Genomic DNA, 18830 nt, shown 5'->3' with positions numbered 1-18830 from the left:
GTGTCGTGTGTCGCTATCTTCTGGTTTTACAGAGCGTCCGCGCCGGTCTCCCCGGTGCGAATCCGGATCACCTGCTCGATCGGGGTGACAAAAATCTTGCCGTCGCCAATCTTGCCGGTGCGTGCCGCGCGTTCGAGCGCCTCGATCGCCTGGTCGACGATGTCGTCCGAGACAGCGGCCTCGATCTTCACCTTCGGCAGGAAATCGACGACGTATTCAGCGCCCCGATACAGTTCCGTGTGACCCTTCTGGCGGCCGAAGCCCTTGACTTCGGTCACCGTGATGCCCGAGACGCCGATGGCCGACAAGGCTTCGCGCGCCTCATCGAGCTTGAACGGCTTGATGATTGCGGTAATGAGTTTCATGAAATCCCTCGCTAAGTTGCGTAACCCGTTGCGTAACCCTGTTTGCGTACCTGTAACCCGTTCGCGTGGTCTCGTTCCGCTGCCGGTAAAAAGCACCTGGCAGTGCGCGCGGGGCAGTAACAGCAACTCGCGTGCCATGTTGTGTCAGACTTCGCCTCCGGGCACGCTGCCAAAGGGGCGCAAGCGGCCCTGGCTGGATGGCCAACGTTGGCGGGGCATGCTGGCGCGGCGCATGGATCGTTGCTAGAGTGTTCGAAGGCTTTTAACGTTTGAGCACGCACCAAACGGGCTCATGCGGCAGCGGCAGTCAACCGGCCATGCACCAAAACGGCCCATCCGGTGTGACAAAGCACAGACGCAACGAAACATGCACATTTTTTGTGCACCAAAGGGAACGCCATGAAACAACCGAACGATGTCTTTAACGATTTTCAGGCCCGCATGAGCGAGCTGTTCAAGAACTCGCCGGCCAAAGATGTCGAACGCAACGTGAAAGCCATGCTGTCGCAAGGCTTTTCCAAGCTCGACCTGGTCACGCGCGAGGAATTCGATACGCAGACCCAGGTGCTGGTGCGCACCCGCGCGCGCCTCGAAGAGCTGGAGCGCCGCGTCGCCGAGCTCGAACAGAAACTGCCGGTCACGACGCAGGCGTCGTAAGGCTTTGCTCGCAGCGCTTTAGCTGCGTAGTGCTGCACATCACTGGCAAGCGAGCCGTGACGTCATCAGCGTTTTAGGGGACTCGCGCGCGCCCCGGCGCGCCGTCCGACGGGAGAAAACATGTCGCTTGCCGTGGTGCGCAGTCGCGCGCCGGCCTCTGGCCGCGCGCCCGAAGTAACCGTCGAGGTCCACCTCGCGAACGGATTACCCTCTTTTTCGATCGTCGGCCTTCCAGATCTGGAAGTACGCGAAAGCCGCGAGCGCGTGCGCGCGGCGCTGCAAAACTGCAGCTTCGATTTCCCCGTACGACGCATCACGGTCAATCTCGCGCCCGCCGATTTGCCGAAGGAGTCCGGCCGCTTCGACTTGCCGATCGCGTTGGGCATTCTGGCGGCGAGCGGGCAGATTCCGGCCGAGTCGCTCCTGCATCGCGAGTTCGCCGGCGAACTGTCGCTGACCGGCGCACTGCGGCCGATGCGCGGGGCTTTCGCGATGGCCTGCGGGACGGCTCGCAGCGCGGCGTCTCACAGCGGCCAGGCGGGTATGTCTCTGTCTGCTTCTGCGTCCACGCGTATTACTTCAGCCGAACCGGCGACGCCCGAGACATCCGCTCAATCCACCCCGCAGCTCTATCTGCCCGCGGCAAGTGCGGCCGAGGCGGCGCTCGTGCCCGGCGTCGATGTCTACGGCGCCGCCGATCTGCCGTCGCTGTGCGCGCATCTGGCCGGCGCGCCCGACGCCCGGCTCTACCCGGTTGCGGCGCCCGACCTCGGCGAAACCGCATCCGCCGCCGTTCCTGACATGACCGACGTGATCGGCCAGCGCGGCGCGCGCCGCGCACTTGAAGTCGCCGCAGCCGGTGGACACCATGTCCTGCTGGTCGGGCCGCCTGGCGCGGGCAAATCGATGCTCGCCGCTCGCCTGCCAGGCCTGCTTCCGCCCATGACCGACGACGAAGCGCTCAGTTCGGCAGCACTACTCTCCGCCAGCCGGGCCGGCTTTACGCCCTCGCAGTGGCGGCAACGGCCGTTTCGCGCGCCACATCATTCGTCGAGCGCGCCGGCGCTGGTCGGCGGGCGCAATCCGCCGCAACCCGGCGAGATCACCCTGGCGCATCTGGGCGTGCTGTTTTTAGACGAGCTGCCGGAATTCGATCGTCACGTGCTGGAAACCCTGCGCGAACCCCTCGAGGCCGGTCGCATCACAATCTCGCGCGCCGCCTTGCAAGCCGACTTTCCGGCAGCCTGCCAATTGATCGCCGCAATGAACCCTTGTCCGTGTGGATGGCGCGGCGACCCGAACGGGCGTTGCCGCTGTACGCCGGAAATTGCGGCGCGCTATCTGCGCAAGCTGTCCGGGCCGCTACTAGACCGGATCGACATCCAGATCGAGATTCCGGCGCTCACGCCGGCCGAGTTGTCGGCACGCTCTACCGCCTCCGGTGAAACCAGCGCGACGATTGCCCGGCGGGTAAATATCGCTCGCGAGCGGCAACTGGCGAGGCAAGGCAAAACCAATCGGGAACTGGGCGGACGGGAAGTGGACGAGGTCTGCCGTCCCGACGCAGCCGGTGAAGCTTTGCTGCGCCAGGCCGGCGAGCGCTTCGGCTGGTCGGCGCGCGCTTACTACCGGGTTCTGAAGGTGGCGCGAACCATCGCCGACCTCGCCGGCACCGCCATGCCGAGCGCTGCGCAGATCGGTGAAGCCGTTCAATATCGCCGGGCTTTTGGGTCGGTATAAGGCGAAAAATCGACTGTCAAGACTTGACTTATGCACATACGCGCGTTCCAGATAGATTTCGAAACATCTGAAAGGCTCACGGAAGCCTGCATTCAAAGGGCATTGATTTGATTGATTTTTTTCGACTGCCCCGAGTAGGCCCAATCTGACAGAATGCCCACGGGAAGGGCATCCGAGGCAAAAAATACGGAGTTCTCAACAGAGTTATCCACAGGCCCTGTGAGTAACCGAAAAACTTCAACGTAAACCGGGAATTAGCGCGCGATGCTGCGAAGGAACTTTCACTGTGCGTGGCGATCTCGCGCGCGCCAAATCAGCCAGAACCGCCACGCTCAATACAGTTGGAATGACGAAAAAAACTGATCGATCTGTTCCTGTTGCAGCGGCCCGGAAGCGATGATCGCCGCCTGATACACATGCCGGCCACGCGCAACCAGGCGCGCGTAGACGGTTCGCGTTTCGTGCTGCGAGCCGGCCTCGCCGGTCAGCTTCATTTCCAGACCCAGCACCTGACCGCCGGCGGCGAGCGGGATTTGCACCGCGTGCGCGTCCGGCGTGGCGCCCACATTGCGAGCCAGGCCAGTGCGCAGGAATTCGAGGGCGGCGCGTTGCGTCGCTTCGTTGTCGTTCGGCAGCATGATGGTGCCAACCGCGAACACGGCGTCGCCGGCTTCGGCTGTCTGCATCGCCATCTGCATCGGTGTGCCGTCTATCTGAACCGCGCGCTGGTCGTTGCCGGGCTTGGCGGGCAGGTCGACGGTGTAGCCGTTGTCGTTATTCATGATGGTGCGCCAGTCGAAAGTCGGCGAACACGCGGCCAATGCTCCGCCCAGCGCCAGCGCGCAAGCCATCGTGCCGAATACGGCCCGCGCCCGCTGCAAATGGAATGTGGTGCCGGCCAGGCGGCCGCCAGTCAGGGAGAAACGTGGGATTCGGCTAACGGAACGGTCAAACGGGACTATCGAGATCCGGGCGATGAAACGAAAAGCGGTTCGGAGCATGGGGACAGAAGATCGGACTGACGGGAACGTAAAACTCCATTATCCCCTCCCGTGCCGCCCTCTGCCGCGCAGCCGGAATGGGGCTACAATAGCGACGCCAAGCAGTACCGGGTTTAAGGCCCAAACCGAAGCACTGTTCCGCGCCGTCTGCGCGACTCTCGAGGTTCCGTTCATGAGTTCCACCCAGTCCACCGCCGCCCGGCGCACGAATCCGATTCGCACTATCGTCATCGCTGTCGTGGCCGTCGCGCTTGCGATTGCCGGCTATTTCGCGTTCGCCGGTCAGCAACGTGTGCCCGATGCGACCTTCACGTTGCTGTCAGGCCAGAAAGTTTCGACCGCCGATCTGAAAGGCAAGGTCTACCTGATCAACTTCTGGGCGACCAGTTGCGATACCTGCATGAAAGAAATGCCGCAGATGGTCCAGACCTATAACCGCTTCAAGGGCAAAGGGCTGGAATTCGTCGCCGTCGCAATGAACTACGACGCGCCGATGTACGTGACCAACTACACGCAAACTCGCCAGTTGCCGTTCAAGGTTGCGATGGACGACGGCTCTGCCGCCAAGCAGTTCGGCAACGTCCAGCTCACGCCGACCACTTTCCTGGTCGACAAGGACGGCAAAATTCTGAAGCGCTACGTCGGCGAGCCGCAATTCGCGGAACTCGACCAGTTGCTGGAAAAAGCGCTGAACGCGGCCTGATTGCCGCCCGAATACCACCCGAATGCAGCGTCACGCATGAAGTAAAGCGCACTGAATCAAACATGCCGGCGGCGAGGTCATACTTCTTCGCCGCCGGTGCTTCAAACCTTCACCGCTCCCCCTCCCCTTTGGCCGCCAGGCCATATCGCTTGATCTTCTCGTAGAGCGTCGCTTTTCCAAGCTGCAGCTTGTCTGCTGCGACCGCGACTACACCGCTGGCCTGTTCCAATGCCTCCGCGATCATCGCCCGTTCGAATTGCTCGACACGTTCCTTCAACGGTTGAGTCGCTGCGCCGTCGTCGGCGAAGGACATGACCGGATCGTCGGCCACGCCGAGCACGAAGCGGTCGGCGGCATTGCGCAGCTCACGCACATTGCCCGGCCATTCGCGCTGCATCAGGCTCGCACGCTGCCGGTCCGTGAGAATCGGCGCCGGGCGTTGATAACGCACGGCGGCATCCAGCAGGAAGTGCTCGAACAACGGCACGATGTCTTCGCGACGCTCACCCAACGGCGGCAGCGCGATCGTTACCACGTTCAGCCGGTATAGCAAGTCGCGGCGGAACGAACCGTCCGCGACATGTTCGGCCATGTCGCCCTTCGCCGCGGCCACCACGCGGCAATTCACGCGAATCGGCTGATTCGAGCCGAGCCGTTCCAGCACGCCGTCCTGCAACACGCGCAGCAGCTTGACCTGCAACGCGAGCGGCATGCTCTCGATTTCGTCGAGGAACAGCGTGCCGCCCGACGCATGTTCGAGCTTGCCGATCCGCCGTTTTGCCGCGCCGGTGAAGGCGCCGGGTTCGTAGCCGAACATTTCCGATTCGAACATCGGCTCCGGTAGCGCGCCGCAATTCACTGCGATAAACGGTTTGTCACGCCTCGGCGACAGTTCATGCAGACTGCGCGCGATCAACTCCTTGCCCGCGCCGGTGTCGCCGTTGATCAGCACCGACGCGTCGGTCGGTGCGATATTCGCGATCAGCCGGCGCACCTGCTCGATCGCCGGACTGTGGCCGATGATGCGCGGCGCCACCGTGTTCTGTCCGGCCAGTTCACGGCGCAGCGCGAGGTTCTCCAGCACCAGCTTGCGACGCTCCAGTGCACGCCGCACGGTTTCGATCAGCCGTTCGGATGCGAACGGCTTTTCGATGAAGTCATACGCACCGTCACGCATCGCCTGCACGGCCATCGAAATATCGCCGTGACCGGTGACCAGGATCACCGGCACGTCGGGCGCACGCTCGTGGCACTGCGCAAGCAGTTCGAGCCCGCTCGCGCCCGGCAAGCGAATATCGCTGACGATCACCCCGGAGAAATCCGCGCTGATCATCTTCGCCGCGGATTCCGCCGACGCATGGCCGACCACGTCGAAGCCCGCCAGTTGCAAACTCTGCACGCTGGCGCGCCGCACCAGTTCGTCGTCTTCGATATACAGCACTTGCAAGCCGTGGTTCAGCATGGAGTTCTCGTCTGATTCAGGAGCCCGTAGTGAGCGGGTCCGATGTATGGCTCGTCTGCACGCGCGCGCGGCGCAGCGTCAACACGAATAATGCGCCGCCGTCCGGCGCGTTGCGCGCCACGAGTGTGCCACCGCAGTCGCGCGCAATCGACGATGAAATCGCCAGGCCAAGCCCTAACCCGTGCCCCATTTCCTTCGTTGTGAAGAACGGTTCGAACAGACGCGGCAGCACGTCGTCGGGAATGCCTGGGCCATTGTCGCGCACAGCGAACGATACACTCGACTCAGTCGCTTCGATGTCGATCGAAATGCGTGGCGGCGTCATGCCCTCAGTCGCGTCGAGCGCGTTGCCGAGCAGATTGATCAGCACCTGTTCGAGACGCAGATCGTCGCAATGGGCAATCAGTTCGGGATGATCGTCGGCAAGATTCAGCGGCCTGCGCGCGCCGGCATCGGCATCGGCATCGGCATCGAGCAAAGCAAACTCGACTTCGACGCCTTGCAGACGCTTTTGCAACAGCGCGATAACGTTGCGCAACGCCCGCATGATCGGCGCACGCGCATTGCGCGGCCGCGCGCGGCCGACGAACAGCTTCAACTGATTGGTGATCTTGCCCATGCGCTCGGTGAGCGCCGCAATCGCTTCGAGATTTTCGCGCGCCGAGGCCTGATCGCCGCGCTCCAGCAGCACGCGCGTGTTGTCGGAGAAACCGCGCAACGCCGCGAGCGGCTGATTCAATTCATGCGTGATGCCCGCCGCCATCTGACCCAACGCGGCGAGCTTACTCGCCTGGATCAATTCGTCGTGCGCTGCTCGCAGTTCCTGTTCGGCGCGCGTTCGCTCGGCGACTTCCTTCTGTAACTGCTCGTTCGCCTGGGAAAGATCGGCCGTGCGCTCAGCCACTCGCTGGTTCAATTCCGCGTAGGCCTTTTGCAGCAGGGAACGGCTGCGCATCACTTCGCGCACCCGGGCGCGGCGCATTCTCCAGTAGAACGCGAACAACACTAGCGACACGTATCCGAACCCGGTAACGATGGTGGCATTGCGTGCGTCGGCGTCGACTGGATCGACGGGCGACATGGTGATCAGATGCCAGTCCGGCTCGCCCATGCCGCGCCGCGACGCCAGATAGCGCGGCGCGTAACGGCCGCCGCCGATGCGCACGATCTGCGCATTGCCTTCGAGCGTGCGTTCGATCGTCACCGGCAACGGCGCGATCGGTTGCTGTGCGTACTGGCGCGCCTGATAGATCGAATCGGCGACCTGTCCCGACAACGGCCGGATCGTGTGATATTTCCACGCCGGCACCGACGATAGAAAGATCACACCGTGATCGTCGGTGACAACCAGAGGTTCGGATGCGTCCGCGCCCTGAAACCATTCGAGATCGAGTTTAACGACCGCCACGCCGACGATCTTGCCGTCACGCCGCACGGGCTGAGAGATGTAGTAACCCGGCGCCTGCGAAATTGTGCCGATGCCGAAGAAGCGGCCCACGCCACCCTTCACCGCATCGAGAAAATACGGCCGGAATTGATAACCCGCGCCGATGAAACTGCCCGGCCCATGCCAGTTACTGGCGGCGACGCAATAGCCGTCGAGCGGAATGATGTAGGTGACCGTTGCCCGCGCGTGGCGGTTGAGGTCCTCGAGATAAAGATTGGCGCGCTCGACATTGCCTGGGCTGGGATTGACCAGCACGTCCTGCACAATGGGATGTTCGGCCAGCAGATAAGGCAGCGATTCGTAACGCTCGAGCGTGCTTTTCAGCGCGCTGGCGGTACGATCGACCCGCACCGCGGCGTTGCGCCGCAAATTGTCGATGCCGCTCTGCCACGCGATGCTGTAGGTGAGCCCGCACGCCGCCACGAGCCCGGCGACGAGCGCGAAGAGGATCAGCAGGCGGCGCGTCACGTTGGCAATTCCCGATCGGAGAGGATCGGATATTGTGGCATAAGGCGACGCGCCGTCGGCCGACGGCGCGAGGTCACGGCGCGCGGCCGCCGTTTTCATACGCAGACCTCCGCGGCGGTGATCAGAATGCGAGCAGGGATCGTAGCCGGAACGCGGCTTAAACCTCAGCCGGCTCCTTGAGCGCTACTTCACCCCGCAACGCGGCGTTCAGCTTGCTGCGGTCCAGTTCCTTTTCCCATGCCGACACCACCACCGTCGCCACGCCGTTGCCGACGATGTTGGTCAGCGCGCGGCATTCGCTCATGAAACGGTCGATACCGAGAATCAGCACCATGCCCGACAGCGGAATGGTCGGCACCACGGCGAGCGTTGCGGCCAGCGTGATGAAACCCGCACCCGTCACACCGCTCGCGCCCTTCGACGTCAGCATCGTCACCGCCAGCAGCGTGAGCTGCTGCATCCACGTGAGGTCGGTGTTCGTTGCCTGAGCGATGAACAGCACGGCCATCGTCATATAGATGTTGGTGCCGTCGAGGTTGAACGAGTAACCGGTCGGCACCACGAGGCCCACCACCGAGCGCGAGCAGCCGAGCTTTTCGAGCTTCAGCATCAGTTGCGGCAGCGCCGCTTCCGACGAGCTCGTGCCCAGCACGATCAGCATCTCTTCCTTGATGTACGCGACAAAGCGCAGGATGTTGAAACCCACCGCACGCGCAATGATGCCGAGCACGACCACCACGAACACGATCGACGTCAGATAGAACGTGCCGATCAGCTTGAGCATAGGCAGCAGCGAACCGATGCCGTACTTGCCGATGGTGAACGCCATCGCACCGAATGCGCCGATCGGCGCCAGCTTCGTGATGATGCGCACGATGCCGAACAACACATGCGAGAGCCCGTCGATGAAGTTCGTGACGACCTTGCCCTTCTCACCCGCCGTGGCCAGCACCGCGCCGAACAGCAGTGCGATCAGCAGGATCTGCAGGATTTCGCCCTGTGCGAACGCCGACACGAGCGTGTCCGGAATGATGTGCATCAGGAAGTCGACCGTGGTCTGACCGTGTGCCTTCGCGGCATACGACGCGACCGCCTTGCCGTCGAGCGTGGCCGGATCGATATTGAAGCCGACGCCCGGCTTCAGCACGTGGGTCGCGATCAGGCCGAGCACCAGCGCGAACGTCGAGACGATTTCGAAGTACAGCAGCGCCTTACCGCCGACGCGCCCGACCTTCTTCATGTCTTCCATGCCGGCGATACCCGTCACCACCGTACAGAAAATGATCGGCCCGATCACCATCTTGATCAGCTTGATGAAGCCGTCGCCGAGCGGCTTCATGTCGATGGCGAAGTCCGGCGAATAATGGCCGAGCGCGATACCGATGATGATCGCCACGATCACCTGGACGTACAGCACTTTGTGGATAGGTTTCTTCACGATGTTTCCTGCGATATGGGTGAGCTCAAGGCCTGCCACGCTGCGCATCATGCGAACGAATTCTCGTCACGCCTGTGCACGGCATTAGGCCGCGACAAGACGACGAATTCAGAAATACCGGGAAGGGAAATCAGACATCGTTGTCTCCTTGCTTTAGTTGTCGGACCGTTGCGGCCGCGCGATCTAAATTGCAAGGTCGATGCCAGCTTGATGCCGGGCGAATCGCATTGATTTTTATAGGCTTTTTGGCATGTTGCGATGCGCGCCGTCCGGGATTCCGGAAATCCGGACGAGGGGCGTCGGGGAATCCGGAATCCATATGGGCGGCGAATCCGGGAAAACCCGGAGAGCCTTTTGCGTCGCGGCTTTCGCCTGGTTCAGCCGAAACTGAAACTGCCTGGCCTGCTGCGCGCGGGGATTTAGTACGCGTCAGCGGAAACCACCCAGCGGTACGTGCGACCCTCGTTCACGTCAGACACTACGTACGGTTCGGCTCCTATGCGCCACCCTCTTCCAGTACCAGCAAGTTCTCGTGCGAGAAACCCAGCGACACCGGTTGACCCCGTTCGGGCAAGCCGCGATTCGGGTCGTTGAAGACATCGAGTGAAATGACCGCATCCTTCACACGCGTTCTGATGCGCACCACCGCGCCGAGGAAATTCACTTCCTCGACGGTTGCGTTCAGCGTGTTGCGGCCCGGCGCGGCCGGTTCCAGCACAATGGCTTCGGGCCGCAGCGCGAGCATGCGTTTCTTGCCCGCGTCGTCCGGCGGAAGTTCTTGCGTGGTGGTCAACTCCTGGCCGTCGACGGCCATCTTGCCCGTTTTCGGGTCGATCACGTGCCCCGCCAGAATGTTCAGCGTGCCGACGAACGACGCGACAAAACGCGTGCGCGGATAGTTGTAGATCTCCGAAGGCGTGCCGACCTGTTCGACACGCCCTTCGTTCATCACCACGATGCGGTCCGAAATCGACAGCGCCTCTTCCTGATCGTGCGTCACGAAAATCGACGTGATGCCCAACTCGCGCTGCAACGCCCGAATGTCCTGACGCAACGAAATGCGGATCTTCGCGTCGAGCGCGGAAAGCGGTTCGTCGAGCAACAGCACCTGCGGCTTGCTCGCGAGCGCGCGCGCCAACGCCACGCGCTGCTGCTGACCACCCGACAATTGCCACGGATAACGTTCGCCGAGATGCGGCAGCTTGATCAGTTGCAACATCTCCTCGACGCGCTTGCTAATCTCCGCCTGCGGACGATGCGTGATCTTCAAACCGAAGCCGATGTTATCGGCCACCGTCATGTTCGGAAACAGCGCGTACGACTGGAACACCATGCCGACCTTGCGCTGCCGCGTGCGCAAATGCGTCACGTCCTTGCTGTCCAGCCGGATGATGCCGCGCGTCGGCGTTTCGAAGCCCGCGATCATCCGCAGCACCGTGGTCTTGCCGCAACCGGACGGTCCAAGGAACGTGATGAATTCGCCGCGCTCGATCTTCATGTCGAAGTGATGCAGCGCCGTGTTCGCCCCGAAGGACTTATGCAGATTTTCGATCTCAAGGAATGCCATGATTCGCTGCCTTAGTCGGACACATGAGTCCGTCAAATGAGTCCGTCAAACTTTCTGGCCGCTAAGCGCGCGGGCCGAGCCGAATACCTGAATCAAACCCATCGATGCCCACGTAATCACGAACGCGATGATCGCAAGCGCCGACGGTTCGTACGCGCGGTTCGCCCCGATCAATTGCAGATACGGGCCGAATGCGGGCCGGTCGAGCAGACTCGCCAGCGTGAACTCGCCGATCACCACGGCAAAGGTGAGAAACGCACCGGACAGAATGCCCGAGCGAATGTTCGGAAAGATCACTTTGAACAGAATCGTCGGCCAGTTCGCCCCGAGACATTCGGCGGCTTCCGTCAGCGAGCGCACGTCGACCGCGCGCAAACCGGCGTCGACCGCGCGATACATGTAGGGCAGCGAGAGCGTCACATAACCGAACACCAGCAGCAGGTCGGTTGCGCGCTCGTTGGCCGTGAGCGGCAGAATCGAGCTGCTGTTATAGATACGCAGATAGCCGAACACGATCACGATCGCCGGCACCACCAGCGGCAACAGCGTGATGAATTCGACGACCGGGCGCAGCTTCGGCAGCCGCAACTGCACGTAGTACGCGGTCGGCACCACCAGCAGCACACCCACGATAATCGTCAGCACCGCCATCAGGATCGAATAGCCGAACGAAGCCTGAAAACGCGGATCGCTCAGCACGACGCTATACGCTTCGAAGCTGTAGACGCCGCGCTTCATGCGCAGGCTGAATTCGAAGGTGGCGAGCAACGGAATCAGAAAGTACAGCGAACCGACAATCATCGCGGTCCACGCACCCACACGCGATTGACTTTTCATCGACGCCCCCTCTCGGCGCGTGAGCGCAACCAGATGTAGCCGCCGTTCGACAACCCGGTCACCAGCACCATGCCGAGCGCGAGTGCGTACCCGAGATTCTGGTTGTGCATCACGTCGCCGCGAATCTGCGCGTACAGCAGGATCGTGACGATGTTCAGCGAACTGCCGGTCAGCGCATAAGCCGTGGCGACCGCGCCGAACGAGTTGGCAAACAGCAGCAGCGTCGCACCGAGCACGCTCGGCCACAATACCGGCAACGCAACATGGCGCCAGTATTGGAAAGCCGTGCCGCCGAGGCAATCGCAGGCTTCACGCCATTCGCGCTTCAGGCCGTCGAGCGCGGGCGTGACGATCAGCACCATCAAAGGAATCTGGAAGTACAGGTAAGTCAGCGTCAATCCCGAGAAGCTCAGAATGCTGAAGCCCGTCGAGTACAGATTGAGACCGAGATACTTCTTCAGCAATACGGTCACCAGACCGACGCGCCCCAACGTGCAGATGAAGGCGAACGCGAGCGGCACACCGGCAAAATTGGATGCGACGCCGGAGAACGTCATCAAGGTCGGACGAATCCAGCCAGGCAATTTGCCCTGCACGGCCGCCCACGCGAGCAGCGAGCCGATCAACGCGCCGCCGAGTGCGGAAGCGGCGCTCACCTTGAAGCTGATCCAGTAGGCGTCCAGCACCGTGGGCTGGAGCAGGTCGCGAAAGTTGCCGAGCGTAAAGTGGCCTTGCGAATCCTGAAACGCGCCGACCATCAGAAAGCCGGTCGGCAGAATCAGGAACAACAGCGCGAAGGTAAAAAACGGCACCACGCCGATCCAGGCGAGGAACTGCGACGCGCGACCCGGACCGTCGACGCGAGGCGTTGGCGTGGGCACAGGCGGAACCAGTAATTCCGGCTGCACCGATCCGGCATCCGATGAAGCGCTCATAGCCCACCCTTGTGCTTTCTGGCTAACGCCTGACGCGCCGCGCTCGTGAAGCGGCACGCTACCTTTGAAACTGCGCGTTGCGGTTAGAAGCGGCGGCGTGTGCGGCATGCGATAAATCGCTGCCCCACTGCCGCCGCAACCGCTTGCGCCGCGACGACTACTTGACGTTCGCGCCGACCGTTTCGTCCCAGTGCTTCGTGACGGTGTCCTTGTAGGCGTCTTGCTGGGACAACGTCGGGAACACCACGTTTTTGTACGACGACGGCGGCGGCAGCTTGTCGAGAAGCGCTTGCGGCACCTTCTTCTGCGCCACCAGTTCGTTATAGCGCATCGGGTGGCAATAGCCGCTCAGCCAGCCGATCTGGCCTTCGTCCGAGTAGAGGTATTCCATCCACAGCTTGGCGGCATTCGGATGCGGCGCGTAGGCGCTGATCGCCTGAACGTACACACCGGCAACCACGCCCGTCTTCGGAATCACCACCTGCACTTTCGGATTGCCCTTCAGCGTGTCGCGGTCGGCCAGCGCGTTGTAGTCCCAGCGCACAATGATCGGCGTGGTGCCTTGCGCGAGCGATGCAGCCTTGCCGATCACCGGCACGAAGTTGCCGTTCTTGTTCAGATCGGCGAAATACTTGAGGCCGGCCTTGTCGGCCTTGCTCACGTCGCCCTTGCTTTGCGACAGGCCTGCGGCGAACACAGCCTGGATCGCCTGATTGGCCGTGCGCGGATCGCCCGCCAGCGAAACGGCGTTCTTGTAATCCGGCTTGAGCAGATCGCTCCAGTCGGACGGCGCCTTGTCGATCATGTCGGCGTTCACTTCAAACGACAGCACGCCGTAGTAATCGCCATACCAGTAACCGTCGGCATCTTTCGACTCTTTCGGAATCGAGTTCCACGAAGCGACCTTGTACGGCTGCAGCAAACCTTCGGCCTTCGCAGTCGGACCGAACGACAAACCCACGTCGATCACGTCAGGCGCTTGCGGGCCCTTGTTGCCCTTGTTCGCCTTGATGGCTTCGACTTCGTCGCCCGAACCCGCATCCGGATTCAGCTCGTTGATCTTGATGCCGTATTTCTTCTGAAAGCCGGCCACCAGTTGACCGTAGTTGCACCAGTCGTGCGGCAACGCGATCACGGTGAGTTGGCCTTCCTGCTTGGCGGCGGCAACCAGTGCGTCGAGCGGCGCGGCCGAAGCGCTGCTCACGCCGGCTGCGGCGACACCCGCAGCGGCCGACATCGAAAGTAAACGAGCTAACGCGGTGCGCTTCATAGTCTTCCCCATCCTCTGCCGAAATTGCTACGTTTGGAAAATTTCTAGTTTCTAGCTCTATGGGTGCACGCCTGTGCAAGCTCGCACCCGCGCCATGCTCAGTCCGGGTTCGTCCGTGCCGAAAACATGTCGTGTTCCAGTCTATCGATGCGATCTGTACAAATCATGTCGACGCCCCATTGCGCAAGCAACTGCGCACGCTCCGGGTCATTCACCGTGTAGGCCAGCACGCGCAATCCGGCCGCCCGGATCTCGGCGACCAGCGGTTCGGTCAGATACCGGTGGCTCGCGTGCAACGACACGCAATCCAGTTCCCGCACGATGCGCAGCCAGTCGGCCGGAACCTCTTCGAACAGCATGCCGCGCTGCAAGGAGGGCGCAGTGTCGCGCGCTGCGGCGAGCGCCTCGAACGAAAACGACGACAAAAGCGGCGGCGTCTGCCCTTGCCACAAAGTCAGTGCACCGCTTGCGACCAGCCGCCCGGTGATCTCGTCGCGACCCGGACACGGTTTGATTTCGATGTTGGCTGCAATGCCATCCCGCGCGCAATGCCCGGCGGCTTCGGCAAGCGTCGGCAGATGCGTGCCGGCGAACTCCGGTCCAAACCAGGCGCCGGCGTCGAGCGTGGCCAGTTGGGCCCACGTCTGTTCAGCCGCGGCGCCGTGGCCGTTGGTCGTGCGTTCCAGCGTGTCGTCGTGCAGCAGAAAGAGTTGATTGTCGGCCGAGAGCTTGGCGTCAAATTCGACCATGCCGTAGCCGTAGCGCATGCACGCGTCGAAACCGGCCAGCGTGTTCTCCGGCGCGAGCGTGCCGCCGCAGCGATGCGCAATCAGCCGCGGATAGGGCCAGTCTGCGGATAAGATGCGATCAATCCCGTTTCCCACGTCTCGTTACCTTCCAGATAGAGCGGGTTAAATATGCTCTCGACACGTTCCCAGTTGCCACTGCCGCCATGCTACAACTGCGCCTTGCAGCCTCTACGCGCGAGCTCCGCGCGTAGTATCGCGCTAATGGGTAACGCTGCGGTAGCTGGCCACACGGCCAATGCCGCGCGTCACTCCGCTCGCGACAGTCCCATTGTCAGGATGCCGAACCGTGTGACTTCCAGGCAGTGCAGCATGCAACAGCCAATTGATCGGACGGCAAATCCCAAGATCTATTATGGCAACGACATGGATCAATCAAATTGCCCAAAAACGCCGCGAAATGCTCGAAATCAGACATTTCAATTCCTTTTCGAACATTTCATGTTCGAAATAGGCGCCACGCATCAATCTGCGAAGGCTAAGATGAAATACACAAACTTGCAAGCTGCCAAAAAAATACAACACAATTCGACTAAAGTAGTACGCTTGACATCGTCCGGACACACATCCGTGTCCACGATGGCACCATTAAAAACAGCCCAGTGAACGCGCGTTCGCATCCAAGGAAAAATGCATGTGGCAGGAAGACCGTCATCAGAGAATTCGCGCGTTGCTGTCAACGCTTCAACGCGTGTCGACAGAACGGATCATGGCGGACCTCGGGGTATCGCGCGAAACCGTGCGGCGCGATCTGCTCGACCTGGAAGCACTCGGTGAACTGCGGCGCGTGCATGGCGGCGCGATCAAACCCGCCGACGAGGCGCCCATCGCCGAACGCGCCCATATGCGCGTCAAATCCAAAACGGCGATTGCCAAGGCGGCCACCGGTTTGATTGCGAGCGGCCAGACACTTTTCATCGACGCGGGCACCACCACGGCGGCGTTCGCTGAAGAACTGGCGAAACTGGCGAACTTGACGATCGTCACCAATTCCATCGACGTCGCGATGAAAATGCGCGGCGCCGTGGATCAAACGGAGGCCGCCAACGAAGTGATCCTGCTAGGCGGCTCGATCAGCGATCGCGCCATGGCCACCACCGGCGCCACCACCATACTCGACATCCAGCGCTATCGTGCGGACATGGCCTTGCTCTCGCCGGTCGGCGTCGATCACCGGCATGGCGCGACCAATTACGATCACGCCGAAACCGAAGTGGCGCGCGCCATGGTCGCCAACGCGGACCGCGTGGTGATCCTCGCCGACTACAGCAAGATCGGGCAGCGCAGCCGGATCTCGTACTGTCCGGTCGATCGTATCGACGTGCTCGTCACCAACAAAAAGGCGGCCGAAGCCGCCGACTTTGCATCGCTCAAAAGGAAGCTGGAAGAGATCGTTCTGGCTTAAGGCGCCAGCCTGTTGGAGGCGTCGCGCGAATGCCGCACGAGCGCGTTGAAAGTGCGTGGTGCGAGCGGCGCATGCCGTGTGCAGCATGCGCAGGTGGCGCCTGTAAGCGGCGCTTGCGGCCAACAGCTGCGACCCGCTTATTCCTTCACATGGATCGTGTCGAGCACGCGCTTGCGCAAGCGCGTGTCGTGCAGCGCGCCGGCTGCGTCGAGCACCGGGTAAGCCGTCGAACAGAACAGCGAATTGAGCCGCTTCATGTCGCTGATCAGATCGAGATGCAACGCGCTGGTTTCGATGCTGCGCACGGTTTGCCCAGCGAGCCGGTCCAGGTGTTTGTATGAATACGCCCGCTCCAGATCGCGAAAGCGCTCCTTCTCCGCCAGCAGCTGCTCGGCGCAACGCAGATCGTTATTCAGAAACACCGACAGGCCAAGCTGCAGATTGCTGACGAGCCGAGCCTGCAGATCGTCCAGCTCGCCCAGCCCTTCCTCCGAAAAAGACAGCCGGTGCGCGATCTTCTTTTCCTCGATATCGCGGACGATCCGTTCGATGATGTCGCCCGCGTGCTCCAGGTTGATCGTCAACGAAATGATGTCGGTCCAGCGGCGGCTATCGGCCTCGTCGAGCTGCTCGCGCGAGATCAGCGTCAGATAGGCTTTGACCGCCGCATACAGTTCGTCCACGTCATCGTCCATGCGGACTGTTTCACGCGCCTTCTCGAGGCTGTTGTCGTGAATCAGTCCCGAGACGTTATCGAGCATGGTGCGCACGATGTCGCCAATGCGCAGCACCTCTCGCGCGGCATGCGCGAGTGCGAGCGTCGGCGTGGAAAGCGCTGCGGCATCCAGATGCAGCGGCCGCAATTCGCCGTTGGGCTGTGGCCGGTCCGGCAATACCCGCGAGCAGATGCGCGCCACCGGATCGACCAGCGAAAGGCATGCGCAGCAACGCAGCGTGTTGTAGATCACGTGGAAGCCGACCACCGCTTCGCGAGGATTCGCGATCAGCACCGGCAGGCCGCGCGCGAGCAATGGCGCGAACGGCAGGATCAGCAACGCGCCGGCCAGCTTGAACGCCAGGCTGCCCATGGCCAGACGCCGCGCCGCAGTATTCTGCGCGAGCGTGCCCATCAACGCCAGCAAGCCGCTGCCGAGGTTCGCGCCGATCACGAGACACAGCGCCACCTTCAATGAGATCACGCCGGACGAAGCGAGCGTCGCCGTCAGCAGGACCGCCGCGAGGCTCGAATAGGACAGCACGGCAAATGCCGCGCCGACCAGCGCGTCGAGCATCGTGTCGCCGGTCAGCGCACCGAACATCACGCGCACGCCGGCGCCCTGCGTCATCGGCTGGGCGGCTTCGACGATCAGGTGCAGCGCCAGCAGGATCAAACCGAGCCCGATCAGCGTACGGCCAATCTGGCCCAGGCGTGTTTGCTTGCGCGACAGAAAGAGCGGCACGCCGACCAGGATCAGGATCGGCGACAGCCATGACAGATCGAGTGTGAGCAAGCGTGCCATCAGTGCGGTGCCGACGTCGGCGCCAAGCATGATCGCGAGACCACTGGTCAACGGCAGGAGACCCTGTGCGGCGAACGACGTGACGATCACTGCCGTTGCATTGCTGCTCTGCACGAGGCTAGTAACGCCAACACCCGCGAAGAAGGCACGCCAGCGGCTACTGGTGCTGCGCCCGAGAACACTGCGCAGATCGGCGCCGAGCACACGCAGGATGCCGGTACGTACGATGTGCGATCCCCACACGAGGAGCGCCACACCAGCCAGAAGGTTAAGGAGAATCAACATAAGGCACTGCGCATCCGTTCCTGCTGCCATGACCCGAACCGCATGCCGCGCGAACCGGCACCGGGGTGTTTATGACAGTAGTGTTGCACATTTTTGCCTTATTGTAATTTTGTGCTTTTAAATATACGCTCGTGCCACACTGTGAATTGCTATGTTGCCATGTGCCGGTCTTCGTCCGGAGCGCGGCTCGCCCGGTCACTTAGCTTGCCCACTTCATCACGACATCACGAGGACTCTGGATGAGCCGCAACCTTGCGCTGTTCGACCTGGACCATACGCTGCTGCCGCTCGACAGCGATCAGGCGTGGGCTCACTTTATTGCCGGATTGGGCATAGAAGGCGCTGCGCAGCACGCGGAAGAAATCGACGATTACTACCGGCAATATGTGGCCGGCACGCTCGACATGGCTGCCTATCTGAACTACACATTGGCGCCGCTGGCTCGCCATTCGCGCGAGCAGCTCGACGCGTGGCATGCGCAATTCATGAGGGATGTGATTGCGCCGGCAATTCTGCCGGCCGCGCGCGAACTCGTGCAACGTCATATCGAAGCGGGCGATCTATGCTGCATCGTCACCGCCACCAACGTGTTCATTACGAGACCGATCGGCAAGGCGCTCGGCTTCGAGCATCTGCTGGGTATCGATCTCGGTACCGAAGGCGGTGATCCTTCGGCGCGCTTTACCGGAAACGCCGTCGGCGTGCCAACGTTCCGTGAAGGCAAGATCACACGCACCGAGAATTGGCTGGCCTCGCTCGGCCATCGCCTGCAGGATTTTCCGCAGAGCTGGTTCTATAGCGATTCGATCAACGACGTGCCTTTGCTCGAGCGCGTCACGCACCCGGTCGCGACCAATCCCGACCCGCGTCTGCGCGCCATTGCCACGGAACGCGGCTGGCAGGTGATTGAATTGTTTTGCTGAA

Annotated in this window: 16 protein-coding genes; 5 read left to right on the top strand and 11 right to left on the bottom strand. The window is 61.9% G+C overall.

The genetic code is table 11. The features are described from left to right. Window positions 1-26 precede the first annotated feature (26 nt). Window positions 27-365, bottom strand: coding sequence for a P-II family nitrogen regulator (locus tag ACOSV0_RS01625; RefSeq protein ID WP_006048089.1), 339 nt, complete (start codon window positions 363-365; stop codon window positions 27-29). A gap of 399 nt (window positions 366-764) precedes the next feature. Between ACOSV0_RS01625 and ACOSV0_RS01620 the strand changes: the two genes are divergently transcribed. Together ACOSV0_RS01620 and ACOSV0_RS01615 are read left to right on the top strand one after the other, a co-directional pair. Then, window positions 765-1022: an accessory factor UbiK family protein gene (locus ACOSV0_RS01620; RefSeq protein WP_169485370.1), complete on the top strand. Its 258-nt coding sequence runs from the start codon at window positions 765-767 to the stop codon at window positions 1020-1022. Between the two features lie 120 nt (window positions 1023-1142). After that, a complete protein-coding gene (locus ACOSV0_RS01615) occupies window positions 1143-2762 on the top strand; it encodes a YifB family Mg chelatase-like AAA ATPase (protein ID WP_434108286.1) in 1620 nt (539 codons plus the stop codon). A 332-nt stretch (window positions 2763-3094) separates the two neighbouring features. Here ACOSV0_RS01615 and ACOSV0_RS01610 read toward each other — a convergent pair whose 3' ends face one another. Next, entirely contained in the window at window positions 3095-3763 is a 669-nt protein-coding gene (locus tag ACOSV0_RS01610; protein WP_434108285.1) for a hypothetical protein, read from the bottom strand. A gap of 172 nt (window positions 3764-3935) precedes the next feature. Between ACOSV0_RS01610 and ACOSV0_RS01605 the strand changes: the two genes are divergently transcribed. Then, a complete protein-coding gene (locus tag ACOSV0_RS01605) occupies window positions 3936-4466 on the top strand; it encodes a TlpA disulfide reductase family protein (protein WP_434108284.1) in 531 nt (176 codons plus the stop codon). A 109-nt stretch (window positions 4467-4575) separates the two neighbouring features. Here the strand turns inward: ACOSV0_RS01605 and ACOSV0_RS01600 are convergent, their stop codons facing one another. The 8 genes from ACOSV0_RS01600 to ugpQ form a co-directional block, all read right to left on the bottom strand. Continuing rightward, complete coding sequence (locus ACOSV0_RS01600; RefSeq protein ID WP_434108283.1) at window positions 4576-5928, bottom strand: sigma-54-dependent transcriptional regulator; 1353 nt, start codon at window positions 5926-5928, stop codon at window positions 4576-4578. 16 nt (window positions 5929-5944) lie between these two features. Continuing rightward, window positions 5945-7942, bottom strand: coding sequence for a sensor histidine kinase (locus ACOSV0_RS01595; protein WP_434108282.1), 1998 nt, complete (start codon window positions 7940-7942; stop codon window positions 5945-5947). 58 nt (window positions 7943-8000) lie between these two features. Further along, window positions 8001-9281, bottom strand: coding sequence for a dicarboxylate/amino acid:cation symporter (locus ACOSV0_RS01590; RefSeq protein ID WP_434108281.1), 1281 nt, complete (start codon window positions 9279-9281; stop codon window positions 8001-8003). 496 nt (window positions 9282-9777) lie between these two features. After that, window positions 9778-10848 carry an ABC transporter ATP-binding protein gene (locus tag ACOSV0_RS01585; protein WP_434108279.1) on the bottom strand — a complete coding sequence of 357 codons (1071 nt, stop codon included), beginning with the start codon at window positions 10846-10848 and terminating at the stop codon, window positions 9778-9780. Window positions 10849-10893: 45 nt separating this feature from the next. Next, window positions 10894-11685, bottom strand: coding sequence for an ABC transporter permease (locus tag ACOSV0_RS01580; protein ID WP_054035688.1), 792 nt, complete (start codon window positions 11683-11685; stop codon window positions 10894-10896). Then, entirely contained in the window at window positions 11682-12620 is a 939-nt protein-coding gene (locus tag ACOSV0_RS01575; protein WP_434108278.1) for an ABC transporter permease, read from the bottom strand. Before ACOSV0_RS01575 ends, ACOSV0_RS01580 begins: the two co-directional genes overlap by 4 nt. A gap of 157 nt (window positions 12621-12777) precedes the next feature. Next, complete coding sequence (locus ACOSV0_RS01570) at window positions 12778-13890, bottom strand: ABC transporter substrate-binding protein (protein ID WP_434108277.1); 1113 nt, start codon at window positions 13888-13890, stop codon at window positions 12778-12780. Window positions 13891-13988: 98 nt separating this feature from the next. Continuing rightward, entirely contained in the window at window positions 13989-14774 is a 786-nt protein-coding gene (ugpQ, locus tag ACOSV0_RS01565) for a glycerophosphodiester phosphodiesterase (RefSeq protein WP_434108276.1), read from the bottom strand. A 556-nt stretch (window positions 14775-15330) separates the two neighbouring features. Here ugpQ and ACOSV0_RS01560 point away from each other — a divergent pair. Beyond that, window positions 15331-16101 carry a DeoR/GlpR family DNA-binding transcription regulator gene (locus ACOSV0_RS01560; RefSeq protein ID WP_434108275.1) on the top strand — a complete coding sequence of 257 codons (771 nt, stop codon included), beginning with the start codon at window positions 15331-15333 and terminating at the stop codon, window positions 16099-16101. A 137-nt stretch (window positions 16102-16238) separates the two neighbouring features. Here the strand turns inward: ACOSV0_RS01560 and ACOSV0_RS01555 are convergent, their stop codons facing one another. After that, entirely contained in the window at window positions 16239-17906 is a 1668-nt protein-coding gene (locus tag ACOSV0_RS01555; protein WP_434108273.1) for a Na/Pi cotransporter family protein, read from the bottom strand. Between the two features lie 239 nt (window positions 17907-18145). Here ACOSV0_RS01555 and ACOSV0_RS01550 point away from each other — a divergent pair, with 239 nt between their 5' ends. Then, window positions 18146-18829, top strand: coding sequence for an HAD family hydrolase (locus ACOSV0_RS01550; protein ID WP_434108272.1), 684 nt, complete (start codon window positions 18146-18148; stop codon window positions 18827-18829). Window position 18830: the final 1 nt, after the last annotated feature.

This window comes from Paraburkholderia caffeinilytica (assembly GCF_051027425.1).
Taxonomy (GTDB): Bacteria; Pseudomonadota; Gammaproteobacteria; order Burkholderiales; family Burkholderiaceae; genus Paraburkholderia; species Paraburkholderia caffeinilytica_A.
The sequence above is the reverse complement of the archived record's forward strand: the minus strand, read 5'-3'. Positions and strand labels throughout refer to the sequence as shown.

Coding starts and splice junctions, on each gene's coding strand:
- ACOSV0_RS01585 (WP_434108279.1), bottom strand. CDS start 10,848: ATGGCATTCCTTGAGATCGAAAATCTGCATAAGTCCTTCGGGGCGAAC.
- ACOSV0_RS01615 (WP_434108286.1), top strand. CDS start 1,143: ATGTCGCTTGCCGTGGTGCGCAGTCGCGCGCCGGCCTCTGGCCGCGCG.
- ACOSV0_RS01605 (WP_434108284.1), top strand. CDS start 3,936: ATGAGTTCCACCCAGTCCACCGCCGCCCGGCGCACGAATCCGATTCGC.
- ACOSV0_RS01600 (WP_434108283.1), bottom strand. CDS start 5,928: ATGCTGAACCACGGCTTGCAAGTGCTGTATATCGAAGACGACGAACTG.
- ACOSV0_RS01580 (WP_054035688.1), bottom strand. CDS start 11,685: ATGAAAAGTCAATCGCGTGTGGGTGCGTGGACCGCGATGATTGTCGGT.
- ACOSV0_RS01620 (WP_169485370.1), top strand. CDS start 765: ATGAAACAACCGAACGATGTCTTTAACGATTTTCAGGCCCGCATGAGC.
- ACOSV0_RS01625 (WP_006048089.1), bottom strand. CDS start 365: ATGAAACTCATTACCGCAATCATCAAGCCGTTCAAGCTCGATGAGGCG.
- ACOSV0_RS01575 (WP_434108278.1), bottom strand. CDS start 12,620: ATGAGCGCTTCATCGGATGCCGGATCGGTGCAGCCGGAATTACTGGTT.
- ACOSV0_RS01550 (WP_434108272.1), top strand. CDS start 18,146: ATGAGCCGCAACCTTGCGCTGTTCGACCTGGACCATACGCTGCTGCCG.
- ACOSV0_RS01610 (WP_434108285.1), bottom strand. CDS start 3,763: ATGCTCCGAACCGCTTTTCGTTTCATCGCCCGGATCTCGATAGTCCCG.
- ACOSV0_RS01560 (WP_434108275.1), top strand. CDS start 15,331: ATGTGGCAGGAAGACCGTCATCAGAGAATTCGCGCGTTGCTGTCAACG.
- ACOSV0_RS01570 (WP_434108277.1), bottom strand. CDS start 13,890: ATGAAGCGCACCGCGTTAGCTCGTTTACTTTCGATGTCGGCCGCTGCG.
- ACOSV0_RS01595 (WP_434108282.1), bottom strand. CDS start 7,942: ATGAAAACGGCGGCCGCGCGCCGTGACCTCGCGCCGTCGGCCGACGGC.
- ACOSV0_RS01555 (WP_434108273.1), bottom strand. CDS start 17,906: ATGTTGATTCTCCTTAACCTTCTGGCTGGTGTGGCGCTCCTCGTGTGG.